The following is an 18,114-nucleotide window of genomic DNA, read 5'->3' as shown; positions in this document are numbered from 1 at the left end:
AATAGTGCTGTGTGCCGGCCGATCAGAGTCGATCAGCGGGTTCGGTACGAGCGCATCAGCGCGACGTACAGTGCTGCGGACACGATCAACCCGACCGGCAGCGACAGGTCCACGCCGCCGACCGCGTTCGCGATCGGACCGGTGTAGACCGGGGCGGCGACGCAGAGCGCGGCCGCGGCGATGCCGGTGAAGACGGCGACCGTTCCCGCCCAGTTGATCCCACCGCTGTACCAGTAGGGACTGCTGCTGGTTTCGTTGCCGAGCTCGAGGCCGTCGTAGCGGTTGCGTCGCCACAGGACGTCGGCGACGTACACGGCCATGACCGGACCCATCACGGTCACGACGAGCTGCATCATGTTGCTGACGGTGTCGAGAAAGTTGGAGACGAGCAGGGCGTACAGCGTCATGGCCACACCCATCGAGCCGTCGAGGAGGACGCTGCGCGAGCGGCGCAGGCGCAGGCCGACCGATTGCAGGGCGAGCCCGGAGCTGTAGGCGGTCATCGCGTTGTTGGCGATGGTGCCGACGATGACGGCGAGCAGGAAGATCGGCGTGAACCACGCCGGGAGAATGGTCTCGAGTGCGATCTGCGGGTCGGCCATTTCGAGTCCGGTACCGGCGAGTGCGCCGAGCGCGGTGAACAGCACGCTGGGGACGAACGCGCCGAGCGCCGTCCACACGGCGACGGAGACCGGCGAGGTGGTCGCCGGCAGGTAGCGGGCGAAGTCCGCGCTGTTGGTGTAGGACAGCGGAGCCGACGCCACGATCGACACACCCGCGGCCACCGTCGCCCACAGGCCGATTCCGTGGAGTGCCTCCGCCGGCTGGTAGCCCCAGTCGGCGTTACCGAGGACGTATCCGGCCATCACCACGAAGATCGACGTCAGCACCAGGGCCAGCGGCTGGTAGAGCCGCACGATCGTGGCGTGCCCGTACACGCCGATGGCCAGCGTGACGGCGGCGATCGCCAGGATGACGACGACCTTGACGGGGGTGGTCGCGTCGATCCCGAACCGTTCGACGAGCCGGAAGGCCGTGTACGACGCGGCCGCCCAGTTCAGCGCCAGGTAGCAGACGCTGATGAACCAGCTGGTGACGAGAATGTTCACCCGGTTGCCGCGGATGCCGAAGATCGCCCGCGTGATCACCTCGCTGGGCGTGCCCGACGCGGGTCCGCTGGCGGCGACGATCCCGGTGAGGATCGAGAACAGGTTGCCGACCACGATCACCGCCAGCGCCTGCCAGAAGGACAGGCCCATCAGGATCAGTGCGCCGCCGACGACCAGGGCCAGGTAGCTCACGTTGGGCGCCGCCCACACCGCGAACAGGTCCCGGGCGCGGCCGTGCCGTTCGCTGTCGGGGATGAAGTCGATGCCGTGTGTCTCCACCCGCCCGGCGCGATCGGCCGGCGGTGTTTCGCCGGGCGTCACCGCGCGCGGGTCTGCTTTTGTCGATGCCATGGGGTCCTCCGGATAGATGGGCACGGATGTGCGGCTGGTGGGCGCAATCGCCGATCTGGCGTGACCCCGGTCACCGTACGGAACCAAATCGATTTGGACAAGAGTCGCGCAGGCGAATTTACAAATCGATTTGGTGCAGGTCGGGCTATTGGTAGCCTGAGTGCGTGACGGAGAAGCGATCGAGGCCCACCATCGCCGACGTGGCTCGGCACGCGGGGGTGTCGACCACGACGGTGTCGCACACGTTCAGCGGCAAGGGCGTCGTCGCCACCGCGACGCGCGAGCGTGTCCGCTCGGTCGCAAAATCCCTCGGCTACCGGCCGGACGTCGTGGCGAGGAGCCTGCGAAGCAACCGTCTCGGCGTGCTCGCCCTCGTGCTCCGGCCACTCGAGACACTGGATTCGTCTCTCCCCGAGGGCGTCGACTACTTCCTGCGATTCGCGGGTTCGGCGGCTCTGGCCGCGATGGATTTCGGATACGGGCTCATGCTGGTGTCCGATCCGACCCGCGACGAGTCGCCCGCCGCCGCCCTCGCCTGCGACGGGTTCCTGATCACGGAACCCGTCACGAACGACCCTCTCATCGAGATGCTCCTCGGGGAGGGGGTGCCGTTCCTGTCCGTCGGCAAGGATCCGGCGAGGGCTGCGTACGACGCCTGGCTCGACACCGACACCGAACTCATGACCGGCCGAGTGCTGCGGCACCTCGAGGACGCGGGGGCGACGCGAGTGGCTCTCGTTGCCGGAACTGATCCCAATTCGTGGAACCTGGGCGCCGAGGCCGCCTACCGCGCGTGGGCAGCGACGCGCGGTCAGGACGGTCGGGTCGCCATCCGGCCCGAGACCACCGGTGAGGCCGGCGGACGCGACGCCGCGGACGAACTGTTCGACCGGAGCGACCCACCCGACGCGGTGTACTGCCTGACCGGCAGGCACGCGGCGGGGGTGCTCGCGCGGGTCCGGGAACGAGGACTCGACGTTCCCGGCGACGTGCAGATCGTCGGCGGCTCCGACTCGGAACACACGCGATCAGCCGTCCCCCCCATCACCTCGGTGGACCTGCAGCCCGAACACCTTGCCCGCGTAGCCGTCACGCTGCTGGTGAACCGCCTCGACAATCTGGACCGGCCGGTCCCACCCGGGCACCTCCACGGACGACTCGTCGTGCGGGGCTCCACTCGGTAGTCCCGTCGATGACCCCGAATTACACGTGCTCGCCGGCGCACCGTCGGTGATGCGCCGGCGAGCACGTTCGGCCGGATCAGAACAACCAGGGGACTTCGTCGTGACCGAAGTCGTGGAAGTCGCCGAACCGCCCCGAGTAGAACACCAGGCCGGTGCCCTCCCGGCAGCGCATGTCGGTGACTTCGCCGTAGAAGACGCGGTGGTCGCCGATGTCGTGGGCGCTGTGGACCCTGCATTCGAGCTGGGCCAGAGCGTCTTTGATCAGCGGCAGACCCGAGCGGCTGCGATCGCAGGGCAGGTCGTCGAATCGGGCGCCGCCCCGCGTGGCGAAGCGGCGGGCGAGGGCTTCCTGACGGGAGCCGAGGACGGACACGGCGAACGACCCCGCGGCTTCCACGGCCTCGGTGGTGCGGGAGCCGTGGGTGAGTGAGACGAGCAGGATCGCCGGGTCCAGGCTGATCGAGGTCAGGGAGCTGATCGTCATGGCGCTGGGGTTGCCGTCGCCGTCGTCGGCGCTGACGACGGCGACGCCGGTGGTGAACCGGCCCATGCTTCGTCGCATGTCCGTCGGGGTGGGGGCGTGGAATGCCGGAAGGGTCATCGTGGGCCTACTTACTGTGGTACCGGACTTCGAAGGTGACGACGCCTTCGTCCGTGCTCCAGGGGCCGTGCGGCATGCCGGGCGGCCGGCAGGCGTACATTCCCGCGGTGAACGTCTCGCCGAGGGTCAGGTCGGTGAACGACCCCTCGAGGATGTAGACCTCCTCCCAGAAGTCGTGTTTCTGCACGCCCATCGGTGTCGAGTCGGCGCCGGGTTCGTAGCGCAGGATCCGGGTGGCGACGTTGCCTTCCGGGTCCTTGGCGAGGATGCGTTCGGTGATCTTCGGATCGTCACCCGGACATACCGTCCACTCGACGTCGGTGACCGGGAAGAATTCGAATTCGGGCTTGGCCATGATGGTTTACTCGCTTTCCGCTTTGTAGCCGTCGGTGAACTGCTGCACTGCCGCGACGGCGCTGTCGTAGTCGTAGTTGCGGTACGTGTATGCACCCTTCACCACGAAAGGGGCACCGGCGTAGAACATCTCGTACTGCTGGTGTCGTCCGGCGAATTCGGATCCGATGATGTCCCAGGCCAGCTTGAAGAGCTTGACGCGCTCCTCGGACGGCACACCGGGGGACTGGACGTAGTGCTCGATGTCCCGGGACGTCAGCGGACTGGTGAGATCCTTGACGCTCGACGGGAGTTGCAGCACACCGCCGCCGACGAGGTCGCGCAGGATCGCGATCACCCGCGGGTAGATTTCCGACTGCAGGCCCATCGACCCGTACAGCGCCTGCCTGCCCGGCAGCCACATCCCGGCCGAATCCGGCTCGGCGGTGTACTCGGCGGCCAGCACCGCGGAACGGACGCCGCTGACGAGTGCGGCGAGTTCGCCGAGCTTCTCCTGAACGCTGGGGATCTTGTCCACCCCGTTGACCTGGGTGACCCGACGCGCAACGCCGGCAATGAATTCGAGCTTCGTCGCGAAGCGGATCTGCGCCTGCCAGTTGCCGAGAACGTGGGCGCCGGTCTCGAAGAACTGTCGGCGGACGCCGGTGGTGTCGCGGTCGACGAACACTCGATCCCACGGCACGAGGACGTCGTCGAAGACGAGGAGCGAGTCGGGCTCGTCGTAGCGGCAGGTCAGTGGGTAGTCGAACGAGCTCGTCGCGGCCGGGATGTACGGGCGGCGGACGTACTGCTTGAGACCGGGGGCGTTGGTCGGGACCACGAACCCGACGGCGAAGTCCTTGTCGTCCGGGCCGAGCGGCTTGATGCACGAGACGAAGATTTCGTCGGCGATCGCCCCGCCGGTGGCGAGCATCTGCGAACCCCGGATGACCAGACCCTCCGTGGTTTCCTCGACCACGCCGGCCTGCAGGTACTCGCCCTCCCAGCCCGACGCCGTCGTCGCGCGTGAGACCTGGGGCGGGATGATCGCGTACGAAACGTAGAGGTTCTCGTCGAGCAGGCGCCGGTACAACTCGGACACGTTCGCCCCGAAGTCGTGCCCACCCTCGGCCGCGAACACCTCGGGATGCGCGGCGAACGCGGCGAGGAACGTCCCCACATGATCGGGGCTACGGCCGATCCAGCCGTGCGTGTGCTTCGCCCACCGCTCGATCGCCTCCCGCCGCTGCGCGAGCTCCTCCCGCGACCGTGGAATCGAGAACACCCGGTTGGCCGCGTTCCCGGTTTCGGGGGCGACGTACTGCATGCCGTTGGCTTCGTCCGCGGCCAGATCGAACATCTCGGCAATCGTCCGGGTCACGGGCGCGAAAGCCGGATGGGTGGTGACGTCGTCGATCTTCTCCCCGTCGACGAGCACTACGCGCCCGTCGTTCAGGGAGGCCAGGTAGTCGGCTCCGGTGCGCATGTCAGTGTCCTTCGGTGGTGTAGGAGTGGGTCAGGGTTCGGCCGTCGGGAAGGGTGAGTTCGAGGTCCCACCGGTGACCGGGGGTGAACTTGCCGTCGAGCAGCGGCAGGGTGCCTGCGAAGCAGAGCAGGTCCTCGCCGGTGTCGCCGATCCGGTCGGCGAAGATCTGCAGAAGGTTGTGCGGTGTACGGAGGTTGGCCAGGGTGCCGTCCTGATACAGGACCCCGTCGACCCACGATCGGGCCCGGCACGCGTCCCAGTCGAACGACGCCCAGTCCGCGATCTCGACGACGGCCGGGCCTACCGGCTTCGGGCACGCCCGCTTCGAATCACCGATGTCGACGGTCTCGAGTTGGCGGTCGGTGTGATCGGAGCCGACACCGAGGTAGTACCGCCCGCGGTGCCTCAGGATCACCGGCTCGACCTCGCCGGAGGTGTGCGCGCCGGTGACGGGGGCCTGCGTCGCGGTCGTGATCGTCGCGATCTCGACGGGGTAGAACATCGGCACCTGTGCCGGCGGTGCGACTCCGATGGCGGCGAGTTCGTCGATGTGATGTTGCACCGCTGCTTCGTCGCGGCCGGTGTACCCGGCGACCAGGGTTCGGCCGTCGCCGAATTGCAGGATCTCGGAGGAATCGAGGGTTTCGAAGGTGAGCACCTCCGTGGTGGCGCCGGTCATGAAAGGACCTTTCTGCGGTTGAGGAAGCTGTAGTCGTCGAGCCGGTCCCTCAGGACCGGGAACTCGGCGCGGGTGCGGTCGACCACGGTGGGGTCGATCTCGGCGATGGTGATGCCCTCGGACGAATCCGCCTCGGCGATCACCGTTCCCCACGGGTCGACGATCCGGCTGTGGCCGCCGAGTTCGACCGAATTGTGGGTGCCGGTGGCGTTGCAGGCGATCACGAAGACCTGGTTGTCGACGGCGCGGGCCGAGGTCAGCAGCCGCCAGTGCTCCTTGCGGGCCTTCGGCCAGGCCGCGGGCACGATGACGAGTTGTGCTCCGGCGGCGACCAATTCGGTCCACAATCCGGGGAACCGCAGGTCGTAGCAGGTGGTGGCCGCGATCGGGCCGAACGGCGTATCGGTGGTGTGGATCTGCGTCCCCGGCTGCAGGAGCTGCGCTTCGAGGGAGTCGTATCCGAACACGTGAACTTTGCTGTAGTGGTGGTGGATCTGTCCGTCGGGGCCGATCAGGACCGCGGTGTTGCGCAGCCTGCCCTCTTCGCCCTGTTCGACGATGCTGCCTGCGTGGATGTAGCACTGCCGTTCGGCGGCGACGGCTGCCAGAACCTGGACGGTACCGCCGCCGAGGGTTTCCGCAGCTGTCGAGTAGTCGTCGAAGTGGTTGTATCCGACGCGCCACAGCTCGGGCAGAACGATCAGGTCGACTCGCTCGTCGAGTCCGGTCAGGAGGTTGCGTACGCGCTCGAGTCGATGCGCGGGGGTCTCGGAATCGGGGCTGGCCAGTTGAGCCAGGGCTATCTTCATGGGTTTCCTTCGTGCCGTTAGATGTTCGGCCGTTTCATTGACTGCAGGGTGGTGTCGAGGTGTTCCCGCACCGCCTGTACCGCGGCCTGCGGATCGCCTGCCGCGATCGCGTCGGCGATGGCGCGGTGCTCGACGAGAACCTGCTTCTTGCGGGTTTCGTCGGCCATGACGATGCGGATTCCCATCCGCATCTGACGGTCCCGCAGTGAGCTGTAGAAGTTGTTCATCAGTGGGTTGCCGGCCGCACGGATGATGGCCGTGTGGAATTCGAGGTCGTGCGCGATGAAGTCGACCGGGTCGGTGTCGTTCTCCTGGAGGTCCAGGAGAATGCGGAGCCGGTCCGGCACCAGGCCCGGTTGGGGCGCCACTTCGGTGACCGACCATTCCTCGACCACCCGGCGGGCCTGCATGATGGCTTCGACGTCGCTGTCGGACAAGGCCGGGATGAAGGCGCCCTTGTGGGGCACTCGCCGGATGAAGCCTTCGGCCTCGAGGCGTAACAGCGCCTCGCGCACGGGGGTTCGGGAAATTCCGGAGGACGCGGCGACCTGCGCTTCGGACAGAAACATCTCCTCGTCGCGGGGCAGGGTGATGATTGTGTTCTTCAGCCACTCGTAGGCCAGCTCCGGCGCCGTTGCTCCGGTGGTCTTCGATGTCGTCATGGCTTGCCCCTTCGAGGAGAGTCAGTTGTGGACGGAAGCCGGTGTTTCCGGTGTCCGGGAGATGGCCTCGTCGCCCACGGCCGCGAGATCCACGGACTGCGTTTCCTGCGCGAGAAGTGAGGCGATCAGGGAGATGACTCCCATGGCTGCGAGATAGGCACCGATGGCGTATCCGGTGCCGAACCGGGTGTAGAGCGCGATCGCGATGATCGGGGCCAGCGAGCCGGCCAGGACGGACGCGAGGTTGTAGGCCAGCGACACTCCGGAGTACCGGACTTCGGTGGGAAACAGTTCGGAGAAGAATGCGCCGATCACGGCGCTGTAGGCCGCGAAGATCAGCAGTCCCACCGACACCGCGAGGGTGATTGCCGCCGGATTCTTCGTGTCCAGCAGCGCGAAGAACACGAACGCCCACACGATGGTGGCGGCGGACGCGCCGATGTAGATCGGTCGCCGGCCGATCCGGTCGGCGAGCACGGCGAACATCGGGATCGTCACCAGGGCGACGACCATGCCGATCATGACGGCGTTCAATCCGGTGCTGCGCTCGAGTTCGAGGATCTGGGTGATGTAGGTGATGACGAACAGCGAGAAGATGTAGAAGCCGGCGTTCTCGCCGAAGCGGGTGAAGGCCGCGAGGAGGATCTGGCGCCAGTGTCCCCGGACGGCCGCGGCGAGCGGCATGCCCTTCTTCTCGGCGGTCGCGGTGTCCCGGGACTGCTCGAACAGCGGGGTCTCCGCGACGTACAGCCGCAGGACCAGACCGATGATCACCAGCAGTGCCGACAGCCCGAAGGCGATCCGCCATCCCCAGGACAGGAACGCGTCCTCCGACAGCGTGGAACCGAGGACTGCGAGCACCCCGGCCGCCAGCAGGTTACCCAGCGGCGGACCGAGATTGGGCCAGGCGGACCAGAACGCCCGTCTCTTCGAATCGCCGTGTTCGGAGACCAGCAGGACTGCGCCACCCCATTCGCCGCCGAGGGCGAAGCCCTGCACCAGCCGCAGAAGCACGAGGATCAACGGTGCGGCGACGCCGATGGACGCGTAGGTGGGCAGGAAGGCGATGAGGAAGGTCGACACTCCCATGAGCATCAGGCTGGCGATCAGGGTGGCCCGCCGGCCTTTGACGTCCCCGTAGTGCCCGAGCACCGCGGCACCGAGGGGGCGCGCCACGAAGCCGACCGCGTAGGTGGCGAACGCGAGCATGGTGCCCACCAGGGGATCCTCGGTGGGGAAGAACAGCTTGTTGAACACCAGCGCCGCCGCTGTTCCGTACAGGAAGAAGTCGTACCACTCGACTGCGGTACCGGCGAGGCTCGAACCTGCAATGACGGGCAGGCTGGTGTGGGGTCTGCGGTTGATAGATTTGTTGTTGGCGGTTGCCATAGTCGACTCCTAGGTCGAATCGTCGCTACGTGACGAGCTGCACGTCCTTGCGCCTACCTCCAAGTAGGCGACTCGAACGGTCGCGCAGATGGTGCTGCCTGGGCTCGGTGGCTGCTCCAACAGCTGCCGAGCCCGCTTTTTTTCTTGCCTCATCCGACTGTGAAGCCGATCACGAAAAGGCCGTACACCAGTTGTATACGACCGGTCTACGATTCGCAAGAGGGCGGCTGAACTCTCCGTTTCCGCCCCGCGACCGGGCAACTCTTGACGCAGGCCCGAGCACGACCTAGCTTAATCGAATCATATTCGATTAATTTGAGGAGGTGCCGTGGACGCCGAACTGCTCGTCGTTGGAGGCACGGTGCGCACCGGTGATCCCGACCGGCCGGTCACCGACGCGCTTGCCGTGGCCGGCGGCCGCGTGGTCGCGCTGGGGGAGCGGGCTCGTGCCCTGCAGTCGAGCCGCACCGAACTGATCGACCTGCGTGGGGGCGCGTTGTTGCCGTCGTTCGGCGACGGGCACGTCCACCCGCTGATGGGCGGGCTCGGTCTGCGCGGGGCCTCGATTCGCGACTGCGGCAACGTCGACGAGGTCCTGCGCGAGGTGCGCCGGTGGGCGGACGAGAATCCCGGAGCCGCCTGCGTATTCGGGGATGGTGTCTCTCCGACGCTCGCCGAGGGCGGGCGCTTCGAGGCCCGGTGGCTCGACAGTGTGGTGCCGGACCGGCCGGTGGTCCTGCGCACAATGGACCATCACACCGCGTGGGTCAACAGTGCGGCGCTGCGGTGTGCCGGACTGACCCGGGACACCCCGGACCCGGCAGGCGGAGAGATCGTGCGAACCGCCGACGGTGAGCTGCTCGGCACTCTGCGTGAATGGGGTGCGATCAATCCGGTTCTCACACTGGTGCCGGAGGTGACCCTCGACGACCGGGTCGATGCGCTGGCGACAGTGTCGAAGATGCTTGCCGCCGCGGGCATCACGTGGGTGCAGGATGCGTGGACCGAACTCGACGACGTCGAGGTCTGGCTGACCGCCGCGGATCGCGGGAGGCTGTCGACCCGTGCCAACCTAGCGTTTCGTGCCACCCCGGAGAGCTGGGAGGCCGACCGGGAGGCGTTCGTCCTGGCGCGGCGGAAGGTCGAGGAACGCGGCGGCGACGCGGTTCGGGCAGGAACGGTCAAGTTCTTCGCCGACGGGGTGATCGAGGCCGGTACGGCGGCGCTTCTGGCGCCCTACACGGACTGTCCGCACTCCCACGGCATCAGCAACTGGACGACGGACGAACTGTCTCGGGCTGCGGCCGAAGTGGACCGGCTCGGGTTCCAGATCCACATCCATGCCATCGGCGACGCCGGGGTGCGCATGGCGCTCGATGCGATCGAGCACGTGGACCGCAGCAACGGTCCGCGTGATCGGCGCGCCACGATCGCACATCTGCAGTTGGTCGACGGTGACGACCTCGACCGGTTCACGTCCCTCGGGGCGGTCGCCAACTTCCAGCCGCTGTGGGCCCAACTCGACGCCCTGATGACGGAATTGACGATTCCGCGGATCGGGGCCGAACGAAGCGCGCAGCAGTATCGCATCGGAACCCTCACCGAGCGAGGTGCACGGGTGGCCTTCGGCAGTGACTGGCCCATCACCGCCTACGAGCCGATCAAGGGAATTGCCACCGCGATTCACCGCCAGACCCCGTCCGGCGTACCGACGGAAGGATGGCTGCCGCGCGAACGCGTCGGCCTCGAACGAGCCCTCGCCGCGTATTCGGCCGGCGTCGCCTATCAGGGATTCGAGGAGAACCTGTGGGGCTGCCTCCGGCCAGGAATGCGGGCCGACATGATCCAGCTGCCGGTCGACCCCTACGACCTGTCGTCCACGCAGGCGCTCAGTGACCTTGCCGTGACCCGAACCTGGTTGGGCGGCACGCAGGTTCACTGAGGTTCGGCGCTACCGCTGCACCGCGCCGCATTCCTGCAGGAGGTTGCGAAAGCCCGCCAGCAGGGCCGCCAGGCCGAGTTCGAACGCCTGCTCGGCCCTCGCCGGGCCGCGGGGTGCGGCGGCAAGCGCCCGCGTCAGGGCGTCGTCGGTCGTCGTCGAATCCGCTTCGATCATGACCTCCGGCGCGGCCGCGTCCAGGGCGGCCCCGAGGAGAAAATTCTCCGCGGCGGTGATGACGGCCATGATGTGGTCGTCCGGGAAGCCGGCGTCGCGCAGTCCGGCCGCCGCCGAGTGGTACACCGAGAGCGAGCCGGGATCGCGCACCGTCTCGGTGGCCAGGAGGCGGATGGCGGTGGGGTGCCTGCTGAACGCTGCCCGATAGGACCGGGCCCATTCGGAGAAGGCCTCGTCCCAGGGCAGGCGCTCGAAGGCCGATCCGTCGATTTCCCGGACGACGCGGTGGCGAACCAGTTCGACGACGGCCGCGCGGCCTTTGGCATGGTGATAGATCGACGACACCTGCACATTCAGGTGCCGGGCCAGATCCGGCATCCTGAAGTCGCCGTCACGATCGACCAGTTCGAGCGCCGCCTCCGCGATGCGTTCGCGGTCCAGGCGTGCGACGCGAGGTCTGCCCATCGGTGCACCCACCTCTCCAATCGAAATTCATTCGATTATGCCCTTGTGGCGCCGGTCACAACGTTCTAGTCTAATCGAAACACATTCGATTAGAACCTCGTCGCGTATCCGCGCCCCCGGGTTTCCCCGCCGCCGCGCCCTTGCCCTGACTGGAGACGTCCCTCATGAAGAAATCCGCACCCGGACCCGCCTCCGGCACGCAGCTGGAAGGCGGCGCCCTCGGCACCTCCGGCATCGTGTTCTTCGTCGTGGCGGCCGCCGCGCCGCTGCTGGTGATGGCGGGGGTGGCTCCCCTGGCCCTGAACGTCGCGGGCATCGGGGCGCCCGGCGGGTACATCCTGGCCGGACTCGCGCTGGGCGTGTTCGCGATCGGCTTCACCGCGATGAGCAAGTACATCCACAACGCGGGAGCGTTCTACTCGTACATCTCGATCGGACTCGGCCCCCGCTGGGGCCTCGCGGCCGCGGTACTCGCCCTCGTCTCCTACAACGCCCTCGAGATCGGGATCTTCGGCGCCCTCGGGTATTTCACCCAGTCCACCATGGCGGATCTGGTCGGACTGAATCTTCCGTGGGGACTGTGGTCGCTGATCGGCGTCGGGCTCGTCTGGTTCCTGGGGTCGCGATCGGTCCATGTCGGCGCCCGGTTCCTGATCCTGCTGCTCTCCGCTGAGACGGGGATCCTCGTCCTGCTCGCGGCCGCCGTCCTTCTCCGGGGCGGCGCCGAGGGGCTCGGTGTCGAGTCGTTCGCTCCCGCCCACGTCTTCAGCCCCGGCCTGGGTGGGGTGCTGACCCTGGCGTTCGCCGCGTTCATCGGGTTCGAAGCGACCGCCCTGTATCGGGAGGAAGCGAAAGATCCCTCCCGGACGATCCCCCGGGCGACCTACCTCGCGGTCGCATTCCTCGGCCTCTTCTACGCCTTCATGGTGTGGATCATCATCCAGGCCTACGGCCCGGATCAGGCGCTCGCGCTCGCAGCCTCCGATCCCGCCGCAATGTACTTCGACGCCATCGAGAACTACGTCGGCGGCTGGGCGAGCACGCTCATGGAACTGCTGATCATCACGAGCATCCTCGCCAGCCTGCTCGCGTTCCACAACGCGATCACCCGCTACGCCTTCGCGCTGTCGCGCGAGCACGTACTGCCGCGGGTCCTCGGCACACTGCACCCGGTCTACAAGTCGCCGTACGTGGCGAGCGCCGTGCAGAGTCTGCTTGCGATGGTCGTGATCGTCGGGTTCGCGCTCGCCGGCGCCGACCCCTACCTTCAGCTCCTGCTCTGGGTGAATTCGCCCGGCGTCGTCGGCATCGTCGTACTCCAGGCCATGGCCGCCGCCGCCGTTCTCGCATTCTTCTGGCGGGATCGCCGCGGGCATTCGGTGTGGAGGGTGCGGGTAGCCCCCGCTGCCGCCCTCGCCATGTTGACCTACGCGACGTGGTTGATCGTGGCCAAGATGGACTTGCTCACTGCCGCAGGACCCGCCGTGAACACGGTCCTCGTCGCCGTGACACCGGTAAGCCTGGCGATCGGGCTGGCGCTCGGTGCGCGGCTCGCGCGACGCCACCCCGATCTCTATGCCCGGCTGGGCACCACCGACGTGGACGCCGAACCCTCGGTCCCGCCCGGAGAAGTGAGCACCAGTCCCATCCCGCGCGGCAAGGCCACCTAGACGTGCCTTCACAGCAATCCGATCAGTTCGAGGTGGACGTCCGGCGCTACCGCCGGTGGCGCGATCGACGACGAGAAGCCGAACGACACCGCGCCCGACAGCCGAGACCGGGCAAAGAGGTCGACGACATCCTCGACTTCGCCCGAACCTGGGCGCCATTCGGCGGACCCCCGGAGGAGGAGACCCTCGTCAACTTCGGGATGTGCCCAACTCGATTCGCGGAACGACTCTGGCAAGTCATCGGCGAATTCGGCTGCGGGCGAGCCGACGAGACGCAACTGAAACGGGCCTATCCGCAACGCGAATAGCGAGGGTGCGGGCCCTTCGGGATCGTGATCGATAATGGTCGCATGCGGTCGCGGAGGAAGATCTTGGACGCCACGCTCGACTTGATCGCGAGTGACGGTTTCGAGGGGGTCACCATCGCGGCGGCGGCGCAGGGTGCGGGCGTCACGCGGCAGACCGTGTACTCCAACTTCGGGTCGCGCGAAGAACTGGTGTCGCAGGCGATCGCCGGTCTCGCCGTCGAGGTGCTGGGCGGGATCCACTCCCGCTCGAACGCGACCGACACAACGTGCGAGTACGTCGTCGAACTCATCGTCGCGGGCCGGGCCGCGGTGCGCGCGCATCCGGTGCTGGCTACCCTGCTGCAGGCGGAACGGGGAAACCCTGTTTTCGACACGGGCATGATGTCCCGCGCGAAACCCGTAGCGCGCGAACTGCTCGAGCCCCTCGTCGAGCGCGATCCCGGCGTGGAGTCGAGCCTGGACGATATCGTCGAGATCGCACTTCGGCTGGCGCTGTCGGTCGTCCTCTTCGACGACGACGCCGTTCACACCGACGACGACCTTCGCCGGTTTCTCACCCGCTGGCTGTCGCCGGCGATGCCGTCCAGCTCGTAACGGCAGTCACAGTTACTTCTTGACACATCTCGCTCACAGTGTCTAGTTTGAGCTCGCCTAAGAGAAATGCTCCACGCTGATCTTTCGACATCTCGCCGAGTGAGTCCGTCTGTGATCTGGGGGAAATCTGTGTCAGCACTCAATCGCCGCTCCTTTCTGGCCGGGGCCGCTGCCGCGGGCGTCGCGTTGGCGAGTCCGCGCATCGCGCAGGCCGGGACCGGAGGCCGCCGGACTACCGTGCCGCTCACCCGCGAAGATCACCGGGTCATCGTCGTCGGGTCGGGGTTCGGCGGCGGCGTCGCGGCGCTCCGGCTCGCGGAGGCCGGCGTGCCCGTTCTGGTGCTCGAGCGTGGAATACGCTGGCCCACAGGGCCGGACGCGGACACCTTTCCCCGTGCGACCGCCCCGGACAAGCGCATCCTCTGGTACCGGTCCAGTCCGCAACTGTTCGGTGAGCCGGTGGCGCTGGAGCCGTATACCGGTCTGCTCGAGGCGGTGCCCGGCGACAACATGACCGCACTGTGTGCCGCCGGCGTCGGCGGTGGTTCCCTCGTCTACCAGGGGATGACGTTGCAACCGACCGAGGCCGTCTTCAACACGCACCTGCCCGAAGCGCTCGACTGGGCCACGATGGACCGGGTTCACTACCCGCGGGTCGCGCGGATGTTGCGGCTCGCCGTCGCCCCCGACGAGTTGATCGACAGCCCGAATTACCAGGCCGCGAGGGTGTTCGCGCAGAACGTGCAGCGAGCGGGACTGCCCGTGTCGAAGATCCCGATGCCGATCGACTGGAACTTCGCGCTCGACGAACTCCGCGGCCGGATGAAACCTTCGTACACCAACGGCGACGGCGCCCTCGGGGTCAACAACGGCGGCAAGCACTCGGTCGACGTCACCTACATCGCTGCCGCGGAAGCGACCGGCCGGGTGACGGTGGAAACCCTGCACCAGGTCACCGATGTCGAACGCGCCCCGGACGGCCGTTGGACGGTGTACGTCGACCGGATCGATACGTCCGGCAACGTACTCGAGAACAAGATCCTCACCACGGATGCCCTGGTGATGGCCGCCGGAAGCGTGGGCACCACGAAGCTGCTGGTGCGTGCCGCGTCGACGGGCCGCATCCCGGATCTGCCGGACGAACTCGGTACCGGTTGGGGAACCAACGCCGACCGAATCTATGTCTGGACGAGCCTCGAAGAAGGATTCGGCGCTCCGCAGGGCGGCCCGGTCGTCTACGGCAGCTTGAACTGGGACGACCCCGCCACCGCCGTCACGGTCATCCAGGCGTCGATGCCACCACTGTCCCTCGACGCACGCAGCACCATGCTCGTCGGATACGGCGTCAGCGAAGGCCGTGGGAGTTTCGTGTACGACTCGGCCACCGACGACGCGGTACTGCGCTGGCCGAAGGAAGGCGACGCCGTCATCCAGAACGGCCGCATCGACCCGATGGTGCGGAAGATCGCCGGGCCGGGATCCATACTCACGGACACCAATTCGATCTTCCCTTCCACCTGGCATCCGCTCGGCGGGGCATCGATGGGCTCGGTCTGCGATCTCGAGGGCCGGGTGCTCGGCCAGCGCGGTCTGTATGTGCTCGACGGTGCCCTGATGCCCGGCAACACCGCGGCATGCAACCCGTCGATGACCATCGCCGCGGTCGCCGAACGCGCCCTGGACCACCTGGTCGCCCGCGACGTCGGAACGGTGATCTGACCATGCGCACCACCCCTTCTCGTCTTCGCCGCTCGCACACACCGCACGCTGTCCGGGTCGCCGTCCTCGCCGTCGTCAGCTGCATAGCCGCCGCGGTCGCGCTCACTGCCGGCGCTCATCCGGCACACGCCGCCCCCGGCGACGACTTCTGCACTCTGCCAGCCGAATTCGCGTCGGCTCCGGGATCGATCATCCGCACCGAACCGATGCCGTTGTTCGCCTCGGTGCCCGGAACGGACGGCACCTGGCCGGGCGCCGGGCAGCGGGTGATGTACACGTCGCGGCTGCAGGACGGTTCCCCGACAGCGGTCACCGGGACCTTCATCGACGCCACCCGGCCCTGGAATGGCAGCGGCACGCGGCCGACCGTGATCATCGCGCCCGGCACGGTCGGGCAGGGTGATCAGTGCGCCCCGTCGCACGCGTTCTCCACAGGGCTGAACGTGACCACGGCCCCGTTCTCGTTGTCCGCCAACCAGGAAGCGCTGTCGGCCAACGTGTGGAGCGCGATGGGAGCGCGCGTCTTCGTCACCGACTACATCGGCCTCGGCACCCCCCGGAGTCCACACCTACGTCAACCGGCTCGAAGAAGCCCACGCCGTTCTCGACGCCGCGCGCGCCGCGAACGCACTCGGCGGCAGCGATCCGACGACGCCACTGGCCCTGTGGGGATACTCCCAGGGCGGTGGAGCCGCCGCGGCCGCCGCGGAGCTCCAGTCCTCCTACGCCCCGGAACTGAACGTCAAGGGCACCTGGGCGGGCGGACCGCCGGCCGACCTCCTCACCGTGCTCGCCCAGATCGACGGCAACCTCATCGGCGGTGCCATCGGGTTCGCGATCAACGCTTCGTCGCACGCCATCCCGAGTTGCAGAAACCACTGCACGAACGCATCACTCCCGAGGGCCAGGCAATGCTGAACACGGTGAGCACCGAGTGCATCGGTGACGTCATCACCAACCAGCCGTTCCTGCGCACCAGCACGTACACGAACGACCACAAATCCTTGCTCGACAACCTACGCGACATCCCCGAAGCCGCCCCCGTCTTCGACGCGCAGCGCCTCGGCACCCTCACCCCGAGCAGCCCGGTGCTCGTCACCAGCGGTCGCAACGACGACACCGTGCCCTACGAGCAGGCCCGCCAACTCGCCACCGACTGGTGCGACCGAGGCGCACAGGTCACCTTCCGCACCAACGACCTACCGCCCATCGCACCGGGCACCACCATCCCCAACCACTTCGGCCCCGAACTCATCGACGGCTACGACACCAACGGCGCCGTGTCCTACATCGTCGACCGGTTGAACGACACCCCGATCGCCGAGGGCTGCAGAGTGAACTGACACCGGTGGGTCTTCGATCGCGAAGACTACGCGACGCCAGGGTGGTCACGGCACGAGGCCGCGACCACCCTGGCGCTCACCGAGGGTGTGTCAGAGCGACGCGTCGGCGACAGCGCGGGAGTGCTCCAACTCGTCGGGGACGGAGAGTTCCGCCGCGAGGGCGTCGGGATCGGGGGCACCGGGCCCGAAGTGGGCGTACTTTTCGATGTGCTGGTCCAGGGACAGCGGGCTCGGGGTGCCGTAGGTGAAATACGACTCCCACGGCAGCTTGGCGCCTCCGACGGCCAGTCCGGTGTCGATGTCGGACATCTGCCAGGTCTTGGTCTCGGCGTCCGGGTCCAAGTGCAGGTAGCCGGCCTCGCCGAACAGCTCGATGCGGTTGCCGCCCGGTTCGAAGACGTACAGGAACTGGCTCTGCGTGATGCCGTGCTTGTCGGGGCCGGCTTCGATCTGAATGTCGTAGTCGCGGAACATCTCCACGGCGTCGATGTTGTGCTGCCCGGTGCCGTAGAAGAACGCGAGGTGGTGCAGCTTGCCGTGCCCGCCGGTCATGTCGCGCATGCAGGCGACCTCGTGACCGAGCACGTTCGAGCTCATCCACGCCCCGATCTCGACGTTGCCGTCGACGACCCGCTCGGTGGTCCGGAATCCGAGGTGCCGTTCGAAGGAGTCCTTCACCGCGGTCACGTCGGACGACATCAGGTTGAGGTGGTCGATGCGCTTGACGGGGATACCCTGCAGCGGCTTCTTGGACGGCCGGGTGAGGATCTTGCTCCGCAGTTCCGGGGGAGCGACGTACTTCTCGGCTTCCCACAACAGCTGCAGATTGTGTCCGTCGGGTGACTGGTACTCGAAGGTCTTGCCGTACCCGAACTGGTCTTCGCTCCACGTGCCGTCGACGTTGCCGTCTGTCAGTGACTTGGCCCGTCGCTCGAGCGCTTCGGGAGAACTCGTCCGCATCGCGGCGTGGCCCATCCCGGCCTCGGGTGCTTCGGTGATCTTCAGGCTCCACTGATACGGGTCCTCGTATCCGCGAAGGTACACCGACTGCCCTTCCCTGTGGGTCACGTACATCCCGAGGAACTTCGTGAAGAAGTCCAGCGTCTCCTGCGGCTTGGGGCTGAACAGTTCGGCACGGGCGAGGTGCGCGATGTCGAAACGAGCGTCACTCATGGCTTCTCCTGGTTTCCGACGTCCGGGCCTGCTGCACCGGTTGTGGTCGATGTCACGAGCGTGGCGGACGGGGTCCGGGGCGGTCAGCGCTTTTCGTGATAGCCGAACAGCGGTCGCGTGATG

General features: G+C 67.3%; 18 protein-coding genes and 1 pseudogene. 7 read left to right on the top strand and 12 right to left on the bottom strand.

Annotated elements, in window-relative coordinates:
* Nucleotides 1-32: 32 nt before the first annotated feature.
* A complete protein-coding gene (locus tag QM693_RS18000) occupies nucleotides 33-1,460 on the bottom strand; it encodes a purine-cytosine permease family protein (protein WP_283353032.1) in 1,428 nt (475 codons plus the stop codon).
* 164 nt (nucleotides 1,461-1,624) lie between these two features.
* On the opposite strand from QM693_RS18000, the gene QM693_RS17995 reads away from it, so the two are divergent.
* Nucleotides 1,625-2,644: a LacI family DNA-binding transcriptional regulator gene (locus QM693_RS17995; protein ID WP_283353031.1), complete on the top strand. Its 1,020-nt coding sequence runs from the start codon at nucleotides 1,625-1,627 to the stop codon at nucleotides 2,642-2,644.
* Nucleotides 2,645-2,720: 76 nt separating this feature from the next.
* Here QM693_RS17995 and QM693_RS17990 read toward each other — a convergent pair whose 3' ends face one another.
* The 7 genes from QM693_RS17990 to QM693_RS17960 are packed head-to-tail and all read right to left on the bottom strand — an operon-like array spanning nucleotide 2,721 to nucleotide 8,603.
* Nucleotides 2,721-3,245 (bottom strand): flavin reductase family protein, encoded by a 525-nt coding sequence (locus QM693_RS17990; protein WP_005237834.1) that lies wholly within the window; start codon nucleotides 3,243-3,245, stop codon nucleotides 2,721-2,723.
* A gap of 7 nt (nucleotides 3,246-3,252) precedes the next feature.
* A complete protein-coding gene (locus tag QM693_RS17985) occupies nucleotides 3,253-3,600 on the bottom strand; it encodes a cupin domain-containing protein (protein WP_016884597.1) in 348 nt (115 codons plus the stop codon).
* Between the two features lie 6 nt (nucleotides 3,601-3,606).
* Nucleotides 3,607-5,064, bottom strand: a complete 1,458-nt coding sequence (locus QM693_RS17980; protein WP_011596400.1) for a pyrrole-2-carboxylate monooxygenase subunit — start codon at nucleotides 5,062-5,064, stop codon at nucleotides 3,607-3,609.
* 1 nt (nucleotide 5,065) lies between these two features.
* Nucleotides 5,066-5,743, bottom strand: a complete 678-nt coding sequence (locus tag QM693_RS17975; protein WP_280782749.1) for a DUF2848 domain-containing protein — start codon at nucleotides 5,741-5,743, stop codon at nucleotides 5,066-5,068.
* Nucleotides 5,740-6,552, bottom strand: coding sequence for a carbon-nitrogen family hydrolase (locus QM693_RS17970; RefSeq protein WP_283353030.1), 813 nt, complete (start codon nucleotides 6,550-6,552; stop codon nucleotides 5,740-5,742). The genes QM693_RS17975 and QM693_RS17970 overlap by 4 nt, the downstream gene beginning before the upstream one ends.
* Nucleotides 6,553-6,569: 17 nt before the next feature.
* Entirely contained in the window at nucleotides 6,570-7,214 is a 645-nt protein-coding gene (locus tag QM693_RS17965) for a GntR family transcriptional regulator (protein ID WP_283335714.1), read from the bottom strand.
* A gap of 21 nt (nucleotides 7,215-7,235) precedes the next feature.
* A complete protein-coding gene (locus QM693_RS17960; protein ID WP_283353029.1) occupies nucleotides 7,236-8,603 on the bottom strand; it encodes an MFS transporter in 1,368 nt (455 codons plus the stop codon).
* Between the two features lie 328 nt (nucleotides 8,604-8,931).
* On the opposite strand from QM693_RS17960, the gene QM693_RS17955 reads away from it, so the two are divergent.
* Nucleotides 8,932-10,545 (top strand): amidohydrolase, encoded by a 1,614-nt coding sequence (locus QM693_RS17955; RefSeq protein WP_283353028.1) that lies wholly within the window; start codon nucleotides 8,932-8,934, stop codon nucleotides 10,543-10,545.
* A 9-nt stretch (nucleotides 10,546-10,554) separates the two neighbouring features.
* Here the strand turns inward: QM693_RS17955 and QM693_RS17950 are convergent, their stop codons facing one another.
* On the bottom strand, nucleotides 10,555-11,184 hold the full coding sequence (locus QM693_RS17950; protein WP_105414701.1) for a TetR/AcrR family transcriptional regulator: 630 nt from the start codon (nucleotides 11,182-11,184) through the stop codon (nucleotides 10,555-10,557).
* A 164-nt stretch (nucleotides 11,185-11,348) separates the two neighbouring features.
* Here QM693_RS17950 and QM693_RS17945 point away from each other — a divergent pair, with 164 nt between their 5' ends.
* The 4 genes from QM693_RS17945 (at nucleotide 11,349) to QM693_RS17930 (ending at nucleotide 15,475) form a co-directional block, all read left to right on the top strand.
* Entirely contained in the window at nucleotides 11,349-12,854 is a 1,506-nt protein-coding gene (locus QM693_RS17945) for an APC family permease (RefSeq protein WP_283353027.1), read from the top strand.
* A gap of 2 nt (nucleotides 12,855-12,856) precedes the next feature.
* Nucleotides 12,857-13,162 carry a hypothetical protein gene (locus QM693_RS17940; protein ID WP_283353026.1) on the top strand — a complete coding sequence of 102 codons (306 nt, stop codon included), beginning with the start codon at nucleotides 12,857-12,859 and terminating at the stop codon, nucleotides 13,160-13,162.
* Between the two features lie 42 nt (nucleotides 13,163-13,204).
* On the top strand, nucleotides 13,205-13,756 hold the full coding sequence (locus tag QM693_RS17935) for a TetR/AcrR family transcriptional regulator (protein ID WP_280782741.1): 552 nt from the start codon (nucleotides 13,205-13,207) through the stop codon (nucleotides 13,754-13,756).
* A 129-nt stretch (nucleotides 13,757-13,885) separates the two neighbouring features.
* A complete protein-coding gene (locus tag QM693_RS17930) occupies nucleotides 13,886-15,475 on the top strand; it encodes a GMC oxidoreductase (protein ID WP_283353025.1) in 1,590 nt (529 codons plus the stop codon).
* Nucleotides 15,476-15,590: 115 nt separating this feature from the next.
* Here the strand turns inward: QM693_RS17930 and QM693_RS37645 are convergent, their stop codons facing one another.
* Entirely contained in the window at nucleotides 15,591-15,833 is a 243-nt protein-coding gene (locus QM693_RS37645; protein WP_349307505.1) for a hypothetical protein, read from the bottom strand.
* A 45-nt stretch (nucleotides 15,834-15,878) separates the two neighbouring features.
* The gene (locus tag QM693_RS37640) at nucleotides 15,879-16,007 is read right to left on the bottom strand and encodes a hypothetical protein (protein WP_349307448.1); all 129 of its coding nucleotides are present in this window, start codon (nucleotides 16,005-16,007) and stop codon (nucleotides 15,879-15,881) included.
* Between the two features lie 95 nt (nucleotides 16,008-16,102).
* Here QM693_RS37640 and QM693_RS37860 point away from each other — a divergent pair.
* Nucleotides 16,103-16,818: pseudogene (locus QM693_RS37860) on the top strand (lipase family protein); the annotation flags it as partial.
* Between the two features lie 90 nt (nucleotides 16,819-16,908).
* Here the strand turns inward: QM693_RS37860 and QM693_RS17920 are convergent.
* Nucleotides 16,909-17,991, bottom strand: a complete 1,083-nt coding sequence (locus QM693_RS17920) for a VOC family protein (protein ID WP_005260745.1) — start codon at nucleotides 17,989-17,991, stop codon at nucleotides 16,909-16,911.
* Nucleotides 17,992-18,114: the final 123 nt, after the last annotated feature.

The sequence above is a fragment of the Rhodococcus sp. IEGM 1305 genome, assembly GCF_030058635.1.
Taxonomy (GTDB): domain Bacteria; phylum Actinomycetota; class Actinomycetes; order Mycobacteriales; family Mycobacteriaceae; genus Rhodococcus_F; species Rhodococcus_F opacus_D.
Note: the sequence above shows the minus strand (reverse complement) of the source record. Positions and strands in the feature narration are given on the sequence as shown.